This is a genomic window from Algibacter sp., assembly GCF_049667265.1.
Taxonomy (GTDB): domain Bacteria; phylum Bacteroidota; class Bacteroidia; order Flavobacteriales; family Flavobacteriaceae; genus Algibacter_B.
In genome coordinates this window covers 1-17,875 of the sequence record NZ_JBATHX010000427.1, presented here as the reverse complement: position 1 = coordinate 17,875, position 17,875 = coordinate 1, and the positions used below count along the sequence as shown (strand labels likewise).

Here is a 17,875-nt window from a genome sequence, read left to right as displayed (position 1 = left end):
TTTTAACCAAAAATTTTGATGGCCTTGTAATTCATATAAACCTCAAAGGAATTGAAATTATTTCTGAATATGAGGACACAGTAATTGTTAAAGCTAATGCAGGTGAAAATTGGCATGAATTTGTACTATGGTGTATTGATAATGATTTTGGTGGTGTTGAAAATCTATCATTAATACCAGGGAATGTTGGAACTGCTCCTATACAAAACATTGGGGCTTATGGCGTTGAACTGAAAGATACTTTTGAATCTTGTGAAGCTATATCCATAGAAACAAAATTGCTAGAATCATTTACAAAATCTGACTGTCATTTTGGATACCGAAATTCTATTTTCAAACAAGAAGCTAAAGGGAAATACATAATTACTAGTGTTAATTTTAAACTTAAAAAATATAATCACAATATTAGCGTTAACTATGGAGCGATAACCGCTCAATTAGAATTAATGCAAATAAGTAGACCTACCATTCAAGATATTTCAAAAGCCGTTATAAGTATTCGAGAAAGTAAGCTTCCTAACCCAAAAGAAATTGGTAATAGTGGAAGCTTTTTTAAGAACCCTGTTATTTCAAAAACACAATACAACAGGCTTGTAGAAAATTTTAAAGACCTGCCAAATTACCCTATTTCAGACCATGAAGTAAAAGTTCCTGCCGGATGGCTTATAGAAAAAGCGGGGTTTAAAGGCAAACAATTTGGCAACTACGGCGTACATAAAAACCAAGCCTTAGTGCTTGTTAATTATGGTAATGCTAATGGCACGGACATTTTAAATCTCTCCAAATTAATACAAAAAACCATTAAGCGATTATTTGGTATTTCTATTGAAGCTGAAGTAAATATCTTATAAATAAGTTTTCAATTAAACTTTTTTAGAAAAGAAATTTCTAACTTTGATAAAAACCAACTTTAACGAAACCACTTTATAAAACTAGCCCATCTTGATTTCACCTATAGAAAAGCAAATAATTTCATATTTAGAAAATAGCGACAAAAAAGCTATTAGCTTGCTCTATGAATATTATGCTGATGCGCTATTGGGTGTTATAAAAAAAGTAATTGCAGATGAGGACACGGCTCATGATGTGCTTCAAGAAACATTTGTGAAAATTTGGCGTTATGCAAAAAAATATGATTCAAGTAAAGCTAAATTATTTACTTGGTTGTATAGAATTGCATACAATACGGCGATTGACAAAGTAAGATCTCAAAAAAATAAAACCAAGAATGAAGTCCAAATGGAAACTTCATCCGTATATAAAGTAACATCCAACGAATTAAATCAGGATGTTTTAGATATAAAAAAGCATCTAAGTAGTTTAGATAAAAAATATCAAATAGTGATTAATGCACTCTTTTTTGAGGGCATGACGCAGCAAGAAGCTAGCGAAGAATTAGATATTCCGTTAGGAACAATAAAATCAAGATTAAAAATAGGATTACGTGAATTAAAGAAAATTTACGACCCTGAATAACCAAAGTCATGAATGAGAAAATAAATACTTTTTTAAATTCTGGCCTACTAGACAAATATCTATTAGGTGAAACTACTTCTGCAGAAGCAGAAATGGTGGAGTCTTTTATTATAAGATACCCAGAAATCGAAAACACCTACAACATGATGCAACACAACTTAGAGGTGGTTGCAAAAGTAAATGCTGTAGAAGCACCAAAAAACATCTTAAATAATATTTTAGATGAACTTGATGAAACACCTGTAATTAAATTAAATAAAACTAAAAGTCGTAAAAAATGGTATGCCTTTAGTGTTGCGGCAAGTATCGCTGCATTAATTTTTGCTGGTTCTTCAACTTATTACTACAATCAAAATCAAAAATTAAAAAGTGATACTGTAGTAGTTGATGCTGAAATTGATGATTTAAGAAATGACATCGCGCAAAACAACGCCATGTTAGACAAAGTGATGAGACAACTTTTAAAGCTTAATAATCCTGAAACTGAAAAGTACATTATTAAAGGAAATGAGCGTGCAAAGGACTTAAAAACGGTGGCTTACATTAATCCTAAGGAAAAAACATCTATGATTGATATCGTTTCCTTACCAGAATTACCTGATGAGCAATGTTACCAAATTTGGGCAGAATTACAAGGTAAAATGGTTAACCTAGGAATATTAGATAAGGCAGACAGACAACTTAGAAGCATCCCTTACATGGAAGATGCTCTAGCTTTAAGTATTACCATTGAAACTAAAGGCGCAAATGCTATTGCTTCAACAAATAAGGCTGTAGCAGAAATTAGCTTACATTAAGATTAATAGCAAAATACAAAAAGCCCCATTTCAAATAATGAAATGGGGCTTTTTATTGTTCGCTAAATTTTGTTTTCAATTTATCAAATATGGCATTACCGATAAACTCAACAATTAAAACTAACAATTTTAAATAGAATTTCATCTAAATAATTATGAACTAAAATCATATCTTTGCAAAAATAATTACAACTCTCAATGAAACTTTTTTTAATAACCATTGTACTTTTAGGATTAGGAATAGCAGGAATTGCTATAAAAATTTGGGCTAAAAAAGACGGTAAGTTTGCTGGAACTTGCGCTAGCCAAAACCCTATGCTTAACAAGGACGGTGAATCTTGTGGTTTTTGCGGAAAAACACCAGATCAATACGCAGATTGTAACGAACCTCAACATTCATAGTATTACATGGGGTTTCTTGATTTTGTGTTCTACGGATTTATTGCTGTAGTATTTATTCAAGCTATTTTTTATATTTTTTTCTTCGGAAAGTTTTCTTTCGTAAAACCAATTAAATCACCTCAGAAAAACATTGCCATTTCGGTAATTATTTGTGCTAAGAATGAAGCTAAAAACCTAAAAACATTCTTGCCCTTAATTGTAGAGCAAGATTATCCTGATTTTGAAATTGTGCTAATTAATGATGCATCAAAAGATAAAACCCTTGATGTTATTAATCATTTTGCAAAATTGCATAACAATATAAAGGTTGTAGATGTAAAAGGTATTGAAGCCTTTTGGGGAAATAAAAAATATGCGTTAACCTTGGGCATAAAAGCTTCAAAAAACGACTTCCTTTTATTTACAGACGCCGATTGCAAACCAGCATCAAAGTATTGGATAAAGGAAATGAGCAGTCATTTCAGTAATGAAAAAACAAACGTTTTAGGTTATGGTGCCTATTCAAAAATTACGAAATCATTTTTAAATAAATTAATCCGTTTTGAAACCCTTATAACTGCAGTTTGCTATTTTTCGTTTTCAAAAATTGGCTTGCCTTATATGGGTGTTGGACGAAATTTAGCCTATACTAAAAAAGAATTTTTTGAGGCTAACGGCTTTATTAATCATATAAAAGTGCGTTCTGGAGATGATGATTTGTTTATAAACCAAATAGCAAATTCAACAAACACAGCCATTTGTTATTCAAACGATAGCTTTACAGAATCTGTACCTAAAACAACTTTTAAAGATTGGTTTAAGCAAAAAAGGCGCCATGTTTCTACAGCCAAGCATTACAAAATGAAACATAAAGTATTACTAGCACTTTTATATATTACCAATTTACTTTTTTGGTTATTTGCATTAATACTTTTTGCAACTTTATTTAGTTGGCCTATTGTTTTGGGGTTATTTATTTCCCGACTAATATTGCAGTATGCTGTTATTGGATCTTCCGCAAAATTATTGGAGGAAACAGATTTATTAGTTTTACTTCCTTTCCTTGAAATTTTTCTAATTATTTCTCAATTAACTATCTTTATAAATAATCTTATCTCAAAACCCAACCATTGGAAATAGACGAAGCCATTTCGCGCGCGAAAAAAAATGACCAAAAAGCATTTAATTATTTATTAGATACTTATTGGGATAATGTTTATGGTTTTCAGTTAAGACGTACCGAAAATGAAAATGATGCTGAAGATATTACCATTCAAACGTTCTCTAAGGCATTTGATAAAATAGGCACATTTGACGATAATTACTCCTTTAAAACGTGGTTAATTGCCATTTCAAAAAACATTCATATTGATTTATTACGAAAAGAGAAAAACTCTATAACTCAAGTTATTTCAAAAAATGACAAAGGCATATTTCAAGTTATGGATGAATCGCCTTCGGCAGAAGATAAATTAATTACCGAACAACATTTAGCAAAACTACTACGGGACATTAAAAAACTAAAACCTCATTATCAAGAAGTTATAAACTTACGCTATTTTCAAGAGTTAAGTTATAATGAGATTTCTAAGGAACTTAAAGAACCCATGAGTAATATTAAAGTAAAATTACTCAGAGCCAAAAAGTTGTTGGCAGAAATTATTAGAGAAAAGTAAAAAGTTAATTCTCAAAGATGCGCTGAGTTTTCTTAGAGCTTTGCAGAAGGGTTATTACTTTTATTGAAATCCTATTTTATAAATTGTAGTTCCAGTTTGCGTTAGGGATTGCAGCGGATAGCCCACAGCCCGACGCTAGGAGGTGCGAGGACTTGTAGCGTAAAGCCCGACCCTTGTGGTAACGCCCAAAATATTATTTTACTGGTTGTTCTGAGTTGTCTTCTTAGGCTAAATTTAAAAGAATACTTCGTATCTTCGCAATCTATATTTTAGAGCTATGAACACCGAAAATACTTCGAATATATTACCAGAACGCCAGGCAAAACCAAAATGGCTGCGTGTTAAACTTCCAACTGGGAAAAAATACACAGAACTGAGAGGTTTGGTTGATAAATATAAGCTGAATACTATTTGTACTTCGGGTAGTTGCCCAAATATGGGTGAATGTTGGGGTGAAGGTACTGCAACGTTTATGATTTTAGGGAATGTATGTACCCGATCGTGCGGATTTTGTGGTGTAAAAACAGGTAGACCAGAAACGGTTGATTGGGATGAACCTGAAAAAGTTGCCCGATCTATAAAAATTATGCAAATTAAACATGCGGTTTTAACGAGTGTTGATCGTGATGATTTGAAAGATATGGGTAGTATTATGTGGGCGGAAACGGTTAAGGCTGTTAGGAGAATGAACCCAGAAACGACGCTTGAAACGCTTATTCCAGATTTCCAAGGTATTGAAAAACATATTGATAGAATTATTGATGTGGCTCCAGAGGTGGTTTCGCATAATATTGAAACGGTTCGCCGATTAACACGCGAGGTTAGAATACAAGCGCAATACGACCGCAGTATGGGCGTTTTAAAATACTTAAAACAGCAAGGGCAACGACGTACAAAGTCTGGCATTATGCTAGGTTTAGGTGAAACTAGAGAGGAAGTTATTGAAACGCTTCACGACCTTAAAGCTAACGATGTGGATGTGGTTACTATTGGTCAATACCTGCAGCCTAGTAAAAGGCACTTACCGGTAAAACAATTTATAAACCCAGACCAGTTTAAAGAATATGAAGCTATTGGATTGGATTTAGGTTTCCGACATGTTGAAAGTAGCGCATTGGTAAGATCGTCTTACAAAGCACAAAAACACATAAATTAATAATGATTCATGTTGCTATTAATGGTTTTGGTAGAATAGGTAGACGTGTTTTTAGGTTATTACAAAATCATAAAAACATTCAAGTTGTTGCCATAAATGATTTGGCAGATGCTAAAACCTTAAGCCATTTACTTAAATATGATAGTGTACACGGTGTTTTTAATGGGACCATTTCTCATAACGAACATAGCATTATCGTTAATTCCAAAAGCATTCCGCTTATAAACCAAAATCATCCAAAAGATATTAATTGGAAACCATTTAATGTAGATTTTGTAATTGAATCTACTGGGAAATTCAAAACAACATCCGATTTACAACATCATATTACTAACGGAGCCAAACAAGTGATTTTAAGTGTTCCGGCATTAGAGGATACTATTAAAACCATAGTAATAGGAGTAAATGATGATAGTATTGATGGAAGTGAAACAATAATTTCAAACGCGTCCTGTACTACAAATAATGCAGCACCCATGATTGAAATTATAAATAAACTTTGTGGCATTAACCAAGCTTACATTACAACGGTACACTCCTACACTACCGACCAGAGTTTACACGACCAACCACATCGGGATTTACGACGCTCTAGAGCAGCTAGTCAATCTATTGTACCAACAACAACGGGTGCTGCAAAAGCACTAACCAAAATTTTCCCAGAACTTTCTGATGTTATTGGAGGTTGCGGTATTCGCGTTCCTGTTATTAATGGTTCGTTAACCGATATTACTTTCAATGTTAAAAAGACTGTAACCATTGATGACATTAATAATGCGTTTAAGGTAGCATCTGAAAATAAATTTAAAGGGATTTTAGAATATACTGAAGATCCTATCGTTTCTATAGATATTGTTGGAAATCCACATTCATGTATTTTCGATTCACAAATGACATCGGTAATTGGGAAAATGGTAAAAATAATAGGTTGGTATGATAATGAAACTGCATATTCGCAAAGAATTATTGACCTTTTGTGTAATTTATCGGAAAAAAAGTGTCTTTTATCGATAAAATAATTATATTTGTCGGCAATATATTTTGAAAATGCCCCATTTGAAAAACTACATACTAATCGTTTTTATGCTTTTAAGCATCACTTCATTTGCACAAGTTGCCATTGAAGAAGATCCTGAATTGGTTCAAAACAATATTAACTACCGTATTGCACAGTCGCAAACAGAGTTAGAAAACTACAATTATTATAAAGCCAAAAAGAACCTAGACGAAGCATTAAGTTTAGCAGAAAATGCCGATAACAAAAAAAGTCTTGGTGTTATTTATGCTATTAAAGGTCGTTTAGAACTTATTCTTGAAGAAGAAGATAAGGCTATAAAATCGCTTAATAAAGCTATTGAAATTCAACGTATTATCAATGACAATGTGAATTTAGGTAATTCCTACAAAACATTTGGTGATGTATATTTAGCTAAAAAGAATTACTACTCCGCATTAGACTCTTATACGGCAGCAAAATCAAAATTTCAAGAAGAAGATTTAAATGAAGAATTAGCTGAAACATTATTGCGTGAAGGTCAGACTTATTATGCATTAAAAAACTACAAAAAGGCACGAGATATTATTGAACAAGCTTTAGCCATGGCTAAAAAGTACGATTACTATAAAATACAGAGTGAAGCCTTAATAAATCATGCCAAGGTTTATAGTAAATTAAGCAACGATGATAAGGCGTTGGAAGTAGCATTAGAAGGGCTTCAAATTGCTAAAAAATACAAGTTTACCAATATTACAAATGAAGCTTACTTTATTATAAGTGAATTATATAGTAAGCTTCAAAACTATAAATTATCGAGAGAATACTTGAATTCGCACTTGCAACTTTCAGATTCCATAAGAGGTCTTACTAGAATAAATTCTTCAAGAAATGAAGAAACTCAATTTAGATTAAATGAAGAAATTGAAAAAAATAAAGAAGTTGTTTTAAAATTAGAAAAAGCAGAAGATGATAAAAATTTAGGTACATTAATTTCAATTTTAAGTGTTGCCTTAATTACTATTTTATCACTTTTAACATTATCACTTTACAAGAACAATAACATTAGGCTTAAGACTAATAATATGCTTCATAAAAAGAATGGGGAACTTATTATTGCCAAAGAAAAAGCTGAATTAGCATCGAAAACTAAAGCTAACTTTTTATCAACCGTAACCCACGAGTTGCGTACACCACTTTATGCCGTTACTGGTTTAAGTAATATGCTTTTGGACGAAAACCCAAGACCAGAACAAGTACAGCATTTAAAATCGCTTAAATTCTCAGGTGATTATCTTTTAACTTTCATTAATGATATTCTTCAAATAAATAAAATTGAAGCTAATAAAGTTGATATTGAACCAGAGTCTTTCAGTTTAAAAAAGAAAATAAAAAATATTGTTTTAGCGCTTAACAATTCTGCACTTGATAACAATGTTAAAATTCATTTTGAGTACGACAAAAATTTACCTGAATTCTTTATTGCCGATCAATTAAAAATATCGCAAATACTAATTAATCTAATTGGTAACTCTATTAAATTCACTAAGGATGGAGACATTTGGATTCGAGTTTATAAAATTGAGGAAGCAGGTGAAATTTACACATTACGATTTGAAATTGAAGACAATGGTATTGGTATTAGCCAAGAAAAACAAGACCATATGTTTGAAAGCTTCTCACAAGGTTCTATTCAAATTAACCGTAAATATGGCGGTACTGGTTTAGGGCTTTCTATTGTAAAAGGATTAATAGATATTTTAAAAGGAAAAATATACGTGAAAAGTGAATTAGAAGTAGGAACAACCTTTTATTTTGAAATTCCTTTAGAATACACCAACATAAAAGAGGCTGCGGAAAATAAAGTTGCCTATTTTGATGGTAATGCAAGTGATTTAGATTTATCTCAAGTTAAAATTTTGGTAGTTGAAGACAATAAAATCAACCAAATGATTACCAAAAAGATTTTAACTAAAATGGAACTTAAATGTGACATAGTTGATAATGGTGAAGAAGCTGTTGAAAGAATTAAAGCCAATAATTACAACATTATTCTAATGGATATTCACATGCCAGGAATTAGCGGTATCGAAGCCACAAAACGCGTTAGGGAATTTGATAAAGACCTTACAATTTTCGCGCTTACTGCGGTTACTATTGAAGATAAAATGCATGAGTTTGATGAAGCTGGTTTTACAGATATTATCCCAAAACCTTTTAAACAAGAAGAGTTTGAGAAAAAACTTTACAATGCTTTAGTCGGTAAAAAAAGAATAAAACCTAGCGCTTAACAAAGGTTTTTATAAGTTGATTCATTTTTAAATCATTTTCAACTGTCGCTGTAATTGGTAAATAAAAGAGTTTTTCCTTTAACGATTCAAATTGATTCAAGCGCATAAAATCTTTTTCAGTAGTAACAATAAATTCCTTTTTTTCTAAGATTGATAGGTCCTCATTTGAAAAATGATGATGATCTTTATAATTTAAATGTTCAAATTTTAAATTCTTCTGCTTTAAAAAATCCACTAATGGTGTTGGATTAGCTATTCCTGTTACCAAAGTAAAAGCCTTTAAATCAATTAGGTCAATAATTTTATTCGCAGAAAACAATTTTTCAGAATACGAAATAGTACTAAAAAAAACATGCTGGTACCCATTTGGGTTTATGCGTTTTACAATATCGTTTTTGTCTGTTTCTGTTAAATTTTTTGGGCATTTTGTAACTACAATAATGTTAGCGCGTTTTGCACCACTTCTAGGTTCCCTTAAATTTCCTGTTGGTAAAACAAAATCTTTAAAATATGAATTATTATAAGTCGTCAATAAAATATAAAAGCCAGCTTTTACTTTTCTGTGTTGATAGGCATCATCCAATAAAACAACTTCCGGAAGTTCTTTCTGAAGATTTTTTATCCCGTTTTGCCTGTCAGAATCAACAGCTACAAGAATATCATTCTTAAATTTAGAATAAAACTGAAAAGGTTCATCTCCAATAATTTCGGCATTCGCATTTTTATCAGCTAATTGAAATCCCTTTGTTTTTCTTTTATAACCTCTACTTAATGTGGCTACTTTGTAATCATCCTTTAAAAGCCGAACCAAATACTCAATCATAGGGGTTTTTCCAGTACCACCAACACTTAAGTTTCCAACACAGATTACCGGAAAATCATAAGAAACAGATTTTTTTATCCCCAAATCGTATAACTTATTCCGTAACCAGGTTACAAAAAAATAAATAGGCACAACAGGAAATAATATGTATCTCAATATTTTCATCACAACCAATTCAAATTGACTTAAAAATTAATAATGTGAAATATAATAATTATTAAATCAATGAAGATTACACAAGACCTCTAAAAAAAATAAAAAAACTACTTGTGAATGTAATTATTTTATCTTTGGATTTAAATACAAATGAATATGATTGTACAAGATGTTATAAATCATTTAGAAGCACTTGCTCCTTTAGCTTACGCCGAAGATTTTGATAACGTAGGCTTATTAGTGGGCGATAAAACCCAAAAAGTAAGCGGAATTTTAGTCACGCTCGACACGCTTGAAGCTGTTGTTGACGAAGCTATTGAAGCAAATTGCAACCTTATTGTTAGCTTCCATCCCATTATTTTTAAAGGATTAAAAAAGCTAACTGGCAAAAATTACGTGGAGCGCGTGGTTATTAAAGCCATAAAACATGATATTGCTATTTTCAGCTTGCACACAGCGCTAGATAATGCGTTACAAGGTGTCAACGACATGATTTGCAATCAATTAGATTTAACCAACAAACGCATTTTAATTCCGCAAAGTGAAACCATAAAAAAATTAACTACATATGTTCCTAATATTGAGGCTGAAAAATTAAGAACTGCTTTGTTTAATGTTGGTGCTGGTAGTATAGGTAATTATACAGATTGTAGTTTTAGTTTAGAGGGTTTTGGCACCTATAAAGGTAATGAAGCGTCAAACCCTTCAAAAGGAAAAAAAGGAGCATTGCATACCGAAGCAGAAACAAAAATAACAGTAACCTATGCTAAACACATAGAATCGCAAGTACTTCAAGCTCTTTTTAAAACCCATTCATACGAAGAAGTGGCTTATGAAGTAACCACACTTGAAAACAAAAATCAAAATATTGGCATGGGTATGATAGGTGAATTCGCAGATCCTATGGATGAAACTAGTTTTTTACACCACTTAAAAACAAAAATGAATACAGAAGCTATTAGGCATTCAACTTTATTAAATAAAAAAATAAAAAAAGTTGCTGTTTTAGGAGGCTCAGGTAGTTTTGCAATAGAAGCTGCCAAAGCTAGTGGTGCTGATGCCTTTGTGACTGCCGATTTAAAATATCACGACTTTTTTACAGCCGAAAACAGCATCCTTTTAGCCGATATTGGACATTATGAAAGTGAGCAATTCACAAAAAATCTTTTAGTTGCATATCTTACAAAAAAAATTACTAATTTTGCAATCATTTTATCGAAGACAAATACCAATCCTGTTAAGTATTTATAAAGTATGGCTAAAAAGAAAGAAGTAACTGTTGAAGAGCGTTTAAGAGCTTTATATGATTTACAACTCATCGATTCTCGTATTGATGAAATTAGAAATGTTCGCGGAGAACTTCCTTTAGAAGTTCGTGATTTAGAAGATGAAGTTGCTGGATTAAGCATTAGATTAGAAAAACTTGTTTCTAATTTGGAAACAGTAGACAACGATATTACAGCAAAGAAAAACTCTATTGAAGAATCAAAAGCTTTAATGAAGAAATATGCTGAGCAACAAAAAAACGTTCGAAATAACAGAGAATTCAATTCACTTACTAAAGAAGTTGAGTTTCAAGAACTAGAAATCGAATTGGCTGAAAAGCACATCAAAGAATTTAAAGTTCAAATAGAGCAGAAAAAAGAAGTCGTTGCAGAAACTAAGGAACGTTTAAAAGAACGCGAAAATCACTTAAAGCACAAAAAAAGTGAGCTTGATGCAATTTTGGCAGAAACTGAAAAAGAAGAGCAAGCCCTAATAGGCAAATCTGATGATTACAAAAAACAAATAGAAGCTCGATTAGTTGCAGCTTATACAAGAATTAGAACCAACGTTAAAAATGGTTTAGCGGTTGTACCAATTGAAAGAGGTGCTGCTGGTGGATCTTTTTTCACTATCCCGCCACAAGTACAGGTAGAAATTGCTGCTCGTAAAAAAGTTATTACAGATGAGCATAGCGGACGCATATTAGTTGATGCGGCATTAGCTGAAGAACAAAAAGTTAAAATGCAAAAAATGTTCTCAAAACTATAATCAATTCTAATTATATATTTAAAGCCTTTAGTTTTCTAGAGGCTTTTTTTATGCCAAATAATTTGGGCACCTGCCGGCAGGTAGGTTTGGTTTTGTATTTAGCTTAAAATGTTTATAAGACATTTTAAGCTAAATAGTGCATCAACTCAAAATGAACATAGAAAAACACCATTAAGGTTTCGTACATTTATACGTCTAAACAAAGAAAATATATGAAAAGCATCATCCCAATATTAGCAATAACTCTATTTTTCAGTTGCCAGAACTCAGCCCAATCAAACAAAGAACAAGAAACTGTAATAAATGCAGAACCTATTGAAGTTCCAATACAAAACGGTAAAGCAAAAGCCTATTTTGCGAGCGGATGTTTTTGGTGTGTAGAAGCCATTTACGAAAGTGTAAAAGGTGTTGAAGAATCTATTTCAGGATATTCAGGCGGACATACAAAAAACCCCACTTACGAATCAAGTAACACAGGCAGAACTGGCCACGCCGAAGCTGTTGAAATTATTTACGACCCCAAAATAGTCAGTTTTGAAACTTTAGTTGATGTCTATTTTGCATCACAAAATGTTACCCAAGTAAACGGACAAGGAAACGACAGAGGCTCACAATACCGCTCCATAATATTTTATCAAAATGAAGTTCAAAAGCAAATCATTTTAAATAAAAAAGAAGCTTTAGAAAAAGAATTAGGCGTTAAAATTGCCGCAGAAATTTATCCATTTCAAAAATTCTGGATAGCTGAAGATTATCATCAAGATTATGAAAAACTACATCCGAATCATCCTTATATACAAAATGTATCGGTGCCAAGGTTAAATCGATTTAAAACTGAATTCCCTAAAAAGTTTCTTAAAGAAGAAAGTCATTAGTATTTAATTGTCATATCGAAATGAGGCACGATTGAGATTTCTCATAGTCTAGATTTTGATGATGCGATTTCTCCTATCGTCGAAATGGTAAAGTGTAATACTTGACTTTGTAAATATAATCAGCTACCTTCGTTTAGGGTAGAAAATAGAACATTAAAACGATTTTGTTTCCTATAGCCATTGTGTTTAATGCCAGAGAAACAACTGAATACAAAAAAAAAGACGAAAACTATTTAGTTTTCGTCTTCAGGTTTAATAAATTCTGACTGATATTTTTCTAAAAATTTCTTTTGTCTTTCAATCATTTGCTGTCTTATTTTGTCAATATCCATAAAATCTTCCCCAAAAGGGCTTCTAAAAAAATCATCATTAAAAAAATGCTTACTGAAAAGGGAATCTTGAGAAAAAACATCTTCGAATCCCTCATTTTCAAATCTTGAAAAGTTTGAAAAAAAACTGGATTTAAAAGATTCCATCAAACTATCTCTCTTTAAAGTAGAAAGATTATCGAATTTTTCCTTTGATGACCAAGAATAGATACTATCATAACTTATTAAATTTCCATTTTCATCAAATTCTTTATCCACTTTCCAAGATCCTTTAGGCACTTCAACTATATTTTCTTCATTATTTTCAGTTTCCGTTTTATTTGCTTCATTATTTTGTCCGTTACAACTAAAACAAAATAAGCCAACAATACCTACTAAAATATACTTTTTCATCATCTTAAATTTTATAGGATTAAACTTATTATTAAGAGGATGCTGAAATTATCAGCATCCTTCTTAATTTTTTTACTCTAAAATTTAGAAAAACTACTATGAAATTTTAATGCTTCTTGCAGGCTTTTGCTTAGCCTCTTCTTTTTTTGGTAATAGGATACTTAAAATACCTTCTTGATAAATTGCATTAATCTTTTCGTCATTTACGCTTTCTGGCAAATTAAAAGTTCTTTTGAACGCCGAATAACCGAACTCTCTACGAGTATAGTTTTCTTCCTTATGTTCATTTTCTTGCTTCGTTTCTGTCGATATAGATAATACTTGATTATCAAGGTTAATATGGAAATCTGATTTCTTAAGACCTGGAACTGCCATTTCTACCATAAAAGCATCCGCTGTTTCTTTAATATTGACTTTTGGTAAAGTAATACCAGTATTGAAATTAGAATTAAATACAGATGGTAGATCTCTGTTAAAAATATCATCTAACCAATTTGACAGAGTTGGGAAGTTTGCATTTGAATTTGTGTTTGCTAAACTTCCGCTTTTAGGAACACTAACTAAATTGCTCATAATTACAAAATTTTAAATTAAACATTGTTTCAAATTTGAAATCTTAAACGACTTCATATTACCATTGTACAAAAAAAATACCAAAATGGATGTATCCTATTTTAACCTAAATATTTTTTAAAAAATTATATTTTTGGCTGTCAATTTTTCAGAATAATTGTCATTTTTTCACTTAAACAAATGTCAAAATGACATTTTAAATTAATGAAAAACAAGAGATTACAGACAAAAGTGTCTGATAAAAAGATGCGGATATACACCACAACTAAGAATGTTTATAATTAATGGCCTGTTTCAAGCCTTAGTGGAAATCCCTTCGGAACTTTTACTTGATCGTTAAATTTTTACTGAAATAGTTACTTTAATACGGTAAACAAAAATCTTAAAAACCATTCTTATAATTTCCTAGCCTTCAAACTAAAAATCAATGGGTATAATTTATCTTTAGTCACAAACATCCCAGAATCTGTTTTAATCAAATTAGACAACACATCATAAGGGCTTTCATCAAATTCTTTTAAGTATTCAATATGCAAACCAGCTTCAGTTAAAGCATTAATCACTTCACCTAAACCATGATTCCAACCATATTCTTTACTTACCATTTTTGAATCTTGATTCGCATAAGTACCTTCATATTCTTCATAAATAACATCATCTTGCATATAACCGTATTTCATAATAGGTTTTCCTTCCAAATAATCAAACATCCAAACAATCGGGTGAAATTCAACCATAAAAAACGTCCCGCCTTTTTTTAGGCGTTCAGCAATCATTTTCCCCCAAGGTTTTAAATCAGGTAACCATCCAATAACTCCATAACTTGTAAACACAATATCAAAAGTATCCTTTACAAGTTCGGAAGTTTCTAATACATTGCAACACACAAATTCAGCATCAAGCTTTAATTCTTCATTTAAATTTTGTGCTAGTTTAATACCTTCATCACTTATATCTACTCCAATACACTTCGCTCCCATTCTACTCCAACTCAAAGTATCTTGCCCAAAATGACATTGCAAATGCAATAAACTTTTCCCAGAAACATCACCCAAGGCTTCCAATTCATAAGGCATCAATGATGATTTTCCGCTTTTAAAAGCTGCCAATTCATACATACCGCTTTTGGCATGAACCTTTACCTTGTTGTTCCATGTAGCTTTGTTTGTATTGAAATATTTATTGTTGTTAGTCATCTTCAAATGATATCTTTGTTAAAAATCTAAATTATGAAAAACCTCATTTATATCTGTTTAATTATTTTTCTTTTTATAGGTTGTAAACAAAAACATGAAACCAAAACACCTGAAATTTATGTTTCAGCAGCTCAAAAAATAGCTAATGCTCACGGTTTTGAAAACTGGAAAAACGTTTCAGAAATTCAGTTTACATTTTTTGGAAAAAGAGACTGGATTTGGAAACCAAAAACTAAAGATATTACGCTAATTACCGAAAAAGACACTATTAGTTATAATAGAAATGCCATGGATAGTTTAGCATTAAAAGCCGACAGAGCCTTTATAAACGATAAGTTTTGGTTGCTAATACCGTTTCAATTGGTTTGGGATAAGGGAACAACAATTTCTGAACCAACCAGGGAAATCGCTCCAATTAGCAAAATACAACTCAATAAAATAATAATTTCCTATAACAACGAAGGCGGCTATACACCAGGCGATGCCTACGATATTTATTTTGATGATAACTATTTAATTAAAGAATGGGCTTATAGAAAAGGAAATAGTCCTGAATCTCAACTAATTAACACTTTCGAAAACTATCAAGATTTTAACGGTATAAAAATAGCTTTAGACCATAAAAATGCAGAAGGAGACTGGAATTTAAATTTTAACAACGTAAAAATTAAATAACACTTAAAATTTTAATTTTTATTGTAAGTATCACGTCCTAATGACGACTAAAAGCGTATATAAAGTATAGAAGTTTTTTTTCCGCTTTATGCGCCTATATATATTAAAGCGCTTCAATCAATGGTTGAAGCGCTTTTCCTTTTTTAAAAATTAATCTTTAAAATCTGATTTTAGGTGTGCACCATCGCAATACGGCTTATTATTTGATTGTCCGCATCTACAAAAAGCTGTGGTTTTACTTTTTACTTCAGACCCACCATCCTTTCCAAAAACTTTTAAAGTGCCATAAATTAATAATGGACCGTTTTCTAAAACCTCAATTTTTGTTTCAATCAATTTTGTGTTTTCGTCTTTTTCTCCTTTCAAGTAATAACTTAATGCACCAGACGGACAACGTTTTACTTGATTTATTAAATCTTCGGTAGTGCCTTTATCAATTCTAATCCAAGGTCTTACTTTTGGTCTAAATACATTAGGCAAACCTTTTACACAAATACCAGAATGGATACATAATTCTGGCTTCCAAACAATAGTTACTTCACCATTGTTATATTCTTTAGTTTTAGCCATAATAGAATGATTTTATTAAATATACAAAAAAATCAACTTCTTTTAAACTTCATATTTTGCTATTCATTACTAACTTTATAATTCTTATTTTTGTTAGAAACCGAAAACTAGCACACTTTGTCCGATTATAAATTAGGTCTTGAATACGCTTTACAACAAGACAAGAATGATGTTTTAAAAGCTTATAGTAGTCAGTTTCATATCCCAAAAGACCATCAAGGAAACCCTTGGATATATATGACTGGTAATTCACTTGGCTTACAACCCAAGCAAACGAAGGCTTATGTAAATCAAGAGCTTGAAGACTGGGCAAATCTAGGTGTTGAAGGTCATTTAGAAGCAAAAAATCCATGGTTATCTTATCATGAATTCTTAACAGAAAGCATGGCAAAAGTTGTTGGCGCAAAACCTATTGAAGTGATTGTTATGAATACGCTCACAGCCAATTTGCACTTTATGATGGTGTCGTTTTTCAAGCCAACAAAAACACGCTATAAAATCCTTATTGAAAGTGATGCTTTTCCGTCTGATAAATATGCTGTAGAATCGCAATTACGTCATCATGGATTTGATGATAAGGAAGGATTAATTTTATGGAAACCCAGAAAAGGAGAAGAATTACTAAAATATGAGGATTTAGAAACAATTCTTAATGAACAAGGTGATGAAATCGCACTCATTATGATTGGTGGTGTTAACTATTACACGGGTCAGTTTTTCGACTTAAAACGCATATCAGAATTAGGGCATAAACATGGTTGTAACGTTGGTTTTGATTGTGCACATGGCGCAGGAAATGTAGCTTTAAACCTCCATGAGTCAGGGGTAGATTTTGCCGTTTGGTGCACGTATAAATATTTAAATTCTGGACCCGGAAGTTTGGCAGGTTGCTTTGTTCATGAACGTCATGCACATCGAAAAGATTTAAACCGATTTACAGGTTGGTGGAGTCATAACAAACAGACCCGCTTTAATATGCGTGATGAATTCGACCAACTGCCAGGAGCTGAAGGTTGGCAATTAAGTAATCCACCTATTCTTTCTATGGCAGCCATAAAAGCCTCATTAGACATGTTTAATGAAGTTGGCATGGAAAAGCTAATTACTAAGTCTAAAAAACTTACTGGCTATTTTGAGTTTTTACTTAAAGAATTAGGAGATGATGAAATCAGAATTATTACACCACAAAATCCTGAAGAACGTGGTTGTCAATTATCAATACAAGTAAAAAATGCCGATAAAATATTACATAATAAATTAACCAAAGTTGGAATAATAAGCGATTGGAGAGAACCAGATGTGATTCGTTGTGCTCCTGTTCCGCTTTATAATTCTTTTGAAGATGTGTATAAATTGGTAGAAAAGTTGAAAAGTATTTTAAATGAATAAAAAACAAAACGTATTAATAATAGGTGCTGGTTTATGCGGTTCTCTTCTTGCCTTAAGATTGGGGCAACGTGGCCATAATGTGTCTGTTTAC

At 31.7% G+C, this 17,875-nt stretch carries 19 protein-coding genes; 14 read left to right on the top strand and 5 right to left on the bottom strand.

Going from position 1 to position 17,875, the window contains the following annotated elements:
- The 9 genes from murB to WBN21_RS14950 all read left to right on the top strand — a co-directional run.
- A partial coding sequence (murB, locus tag WBN21_RS14990) for a UDP-N-acetylmuramate dehydrogenase (protein ID WP_424201684.1) occupies positions 1-851 on the top strand: 851 nt, incomplete at its 5' end.
- A 91-nt stretch (positions 852-942) separates the two neighbouring features.
- Positions 943-1,476: an RNA polymerase sigma factor gene (locus WBN21_RS14985; RefSeq protein WP_424201682.1), complete on the top strand. Its 534-nt coding sequence runs from the start codon at positions 943-945 to the stop codon at positions 1,474-1,476.
- An 8-nt stretch (positions 1,477-1,484) separates the two neighbouring features.
- On the top strand, positions 1,485-2,273 hold the full coding sequence (locus tag WBN21_RS14980; RefSeq protein ID WP_424201680.1) for an anti-sigma factor domain-containing protein: 789 nt from the start codon (positions 1,485-1,487) through the stop codon (positions 2,271-2,273).
- A gap of 198 nt (positions 2,274-2,471) precedes the next feature.
- On the top strand, positions 2,472-2,675 hold the full coding sequence (locus tag WBN21_RS14975) for a membrane or secreted protein (protein WP_424201678.1): 204 nt from the start codon (positions 2,472-2,474) through the stop codon (positions 2,673-2,675).
- A gap of 6 nt (positions 2,676-2,681) precedes the next feature.
- Positions 2,682-3,794, top strand: coding sequence for a glycosyltransferase (locus WBN21_RS14970; RefSeq protein WP_424201676.1), 1,113 nt, complete (start codon positions 2,682-2,684; stop codon positions 3,792-3,794).
- Complete coding sequence (locus WBN21_RS14965) at positions 3,785-4,330, top strand: RNA polymerase sigma factor (RefSeq protein WP_424201674.1); 546 nt, start codon at positions 3,785-3,787, stop codon at positions 4,328-4,330. Before WBN21_RS14970 ends, WBN21_RS14965 begins: the two co-directional genes overlap by 10 nt.
- Positions 4,331-4,607: 277 nt before the next feature.
- Complete coding sequence (gene lipA, locus WBN21_RS14960) at positions 4,608-5,486, top strand: lipoyl synthase (protein WP_424201672.1); 879 nt, start codon at positions 4,608-4,610, stop codon at positions 5,484-5,486.
- Between the two features lie 2 nt (positions 5,487-5,488).
- Positions 5,489-6,505 carry a type I glyceraldehyde-3-phosphate dehydrogenase gene (gene gap, locus WBN21_RS14955; protein WP_424201670.1) on the top strand — a complete coding sequence of 339 codons (1,017 nt, stop codon included), beginning with the start codon at positions 5,489-5,491 and terminating at the stop codon, positions 6,503-6,505.
- Between the two features lie 28 nt (positions 6,506-6,533).
- Positions 6,534-8,771, top strand: coding sequence for an ATP-binding response regulator (locus WBN21_RS14950; protein WP_424201668.1), 2,238 nt, complete (start codon positions 6,534-6,536; stop codon positions 8,769-8,771).
- Here the strand turns inward: WBN21_RS14950 and lpxK are convergent.
- Complete coding sequence (gene lpxK / locus WBN21_RS14945) at positions 8,761-9,759, bottom strand: tetraacyldisaccharide 4'-kinase (RefSeq protein ID WP_424201666.1); 999 nt, start codon at positions 9,757-9,759, stop codon at positions 8,761-8,763. The genes WBN21_RS14950 and lpxK overlap by 11 nt on opposite strands.
- 147 nt (positions 9,760-9,906) lie before the next feature.
- Between lpxK and WBN21_RS14940 the strand changes: the two genes are divergently transcribed.
- The 3 genes from WBN21_RS14940 to msrA all read left to right on the top strand — a co-directional run bounded on the left by WBN21_RS14940 (position 9,907) and on the right by msrA (position 12,659).
- Complete coding sequence (locus WBN21_RS14940; protein ID WP_424201664.1) at positions 9,907-11,001, top strand: Nif3-like dinuclear metal center hexameric protein; 1,095 nt, start codon at positions 9,907-9,909, stop codon at positions 10,999-11,001.
- 3 nt (positions 11,002-11,004) lie between these two features.
- The gene (locus WBN21_RS14935) at positions 11,005-11,784 is read left to right on the top strand and encodes a zinc ribbon domain-containing protein (protein WP_424201662.1); all 780 of its coding nucleotides are present in this window, start codon (positions 11,005-11,007) and stop codon (positions 11,782-11,784) included.
- Between the two features lie 212 nt (positions 11,785-11,996).
- Positions 11,997-12,659 (top strand): peptide-methionine (S)-S-oxide reductase MsrA, encoded by a 663-nt coding sequence (gene msrA / locus WBN21_RS14930; RefSeq protein ID WP_424201660.1) that lies wholly within the window; start codon positions 11,997-11,999, stop codon positions 12,657-12,659.
- A gap of 233 nt (positions 12,660-12,892) precedes the next feature.
- Here the strand turns inward: msrA and WBN21_RS14925 are convergent, their stop codons facing one another.
- The 3 genes from WBN21_RS14925 to WBN21_RS14915 form a co-directional block, all read right to left on the bottom strand.
- Positions 12,893-13,381: a hypothetical protein gene (locus WBN21_RS14925; RefSeq protein WP_424201659.1), complete on the bottom strand. Its 489-nt coding sequence runs from the start codon at positions 13,379-13,381 to the stop codon at positions 12,893-12,895.
- A gap of 96 nt (positions 13,382-13,477) precedes the next feature.
- A complete protein-coding gene (locus WBN21_RS14920; protein WP_424201657.1) occupies positions 13,478-13,954 on the bottom strand; it encodes an Hsp20/alpha crystallin family protein in 477 nt (158 codons plus the stop codon).
- Positions 13,955-14,349: 395 nt separating this feature from the next.
- Positions 14,350-15,150 carry a class I SAM-dependent methyltransferase gene (locus WBN21_RS14915; RefSeq protein WP_424201655.1) on the bottom strand — a complete coding sequence of 267 codons (801 nt, stop codon included), beginning with the start codon at positions 15,148-15,150 and terminating at the stop codon, positions 14,350-14,352.
- A 33-nt stretch (positions 15,151-15,183) separates the two neighbouring features.
- Here WBN21_RS14915 and WBN21_RS14910 point away from each other — a divergent pair, with 33 nt between their 5' ends.
- On the top strand, positions 15,184-15,825 hold the full coding sequence (locus WBN21_RS14910; protein WP_424201653.1) for a hypothetical protein: 642 nt from the start codon (positions 15,184-15,186) through the stop codon (positions 15,823-15,825).
- 150 nt (positions 15,826-15,975) lie between these two features.
- Here WBN21_RS14910 and WBN21_RS14905 read toward each other — a convergent pair whose 3' ends face one another.
- The gene (locus WBN21_RS14905; protein ID WP_424201651.1) at positions 15,976-16,395 is read right to left on the bottom strand and encodes a (4Fe-4S)-binding protein; all 420 of its coding nucleotides are present in this window, start codon (positions 16,393-16,395) and stop codon (positions 15,976-15,978) included.
- A 117-nt stretch (positions 16,396-16,512) separates the two neighbouring features.
- On the opposite strand from WBN21_RS14905, the gene kynU reads away from it, so the two are divergent.
- The gene (gene kynU / locus WBN21_RS14900) at positions 16,513-17,784 is read left to right on the top strand and encodes a kynureninase (protein WP_424201649.1); all 1,272 of its coding nucleotides are present in this window, start codon (positions 16,513-16,515) and stop codon (positions 17,782-17,784) included.
- Positions 17,785-17,875 lie beyond the last annotated feature (91 nt).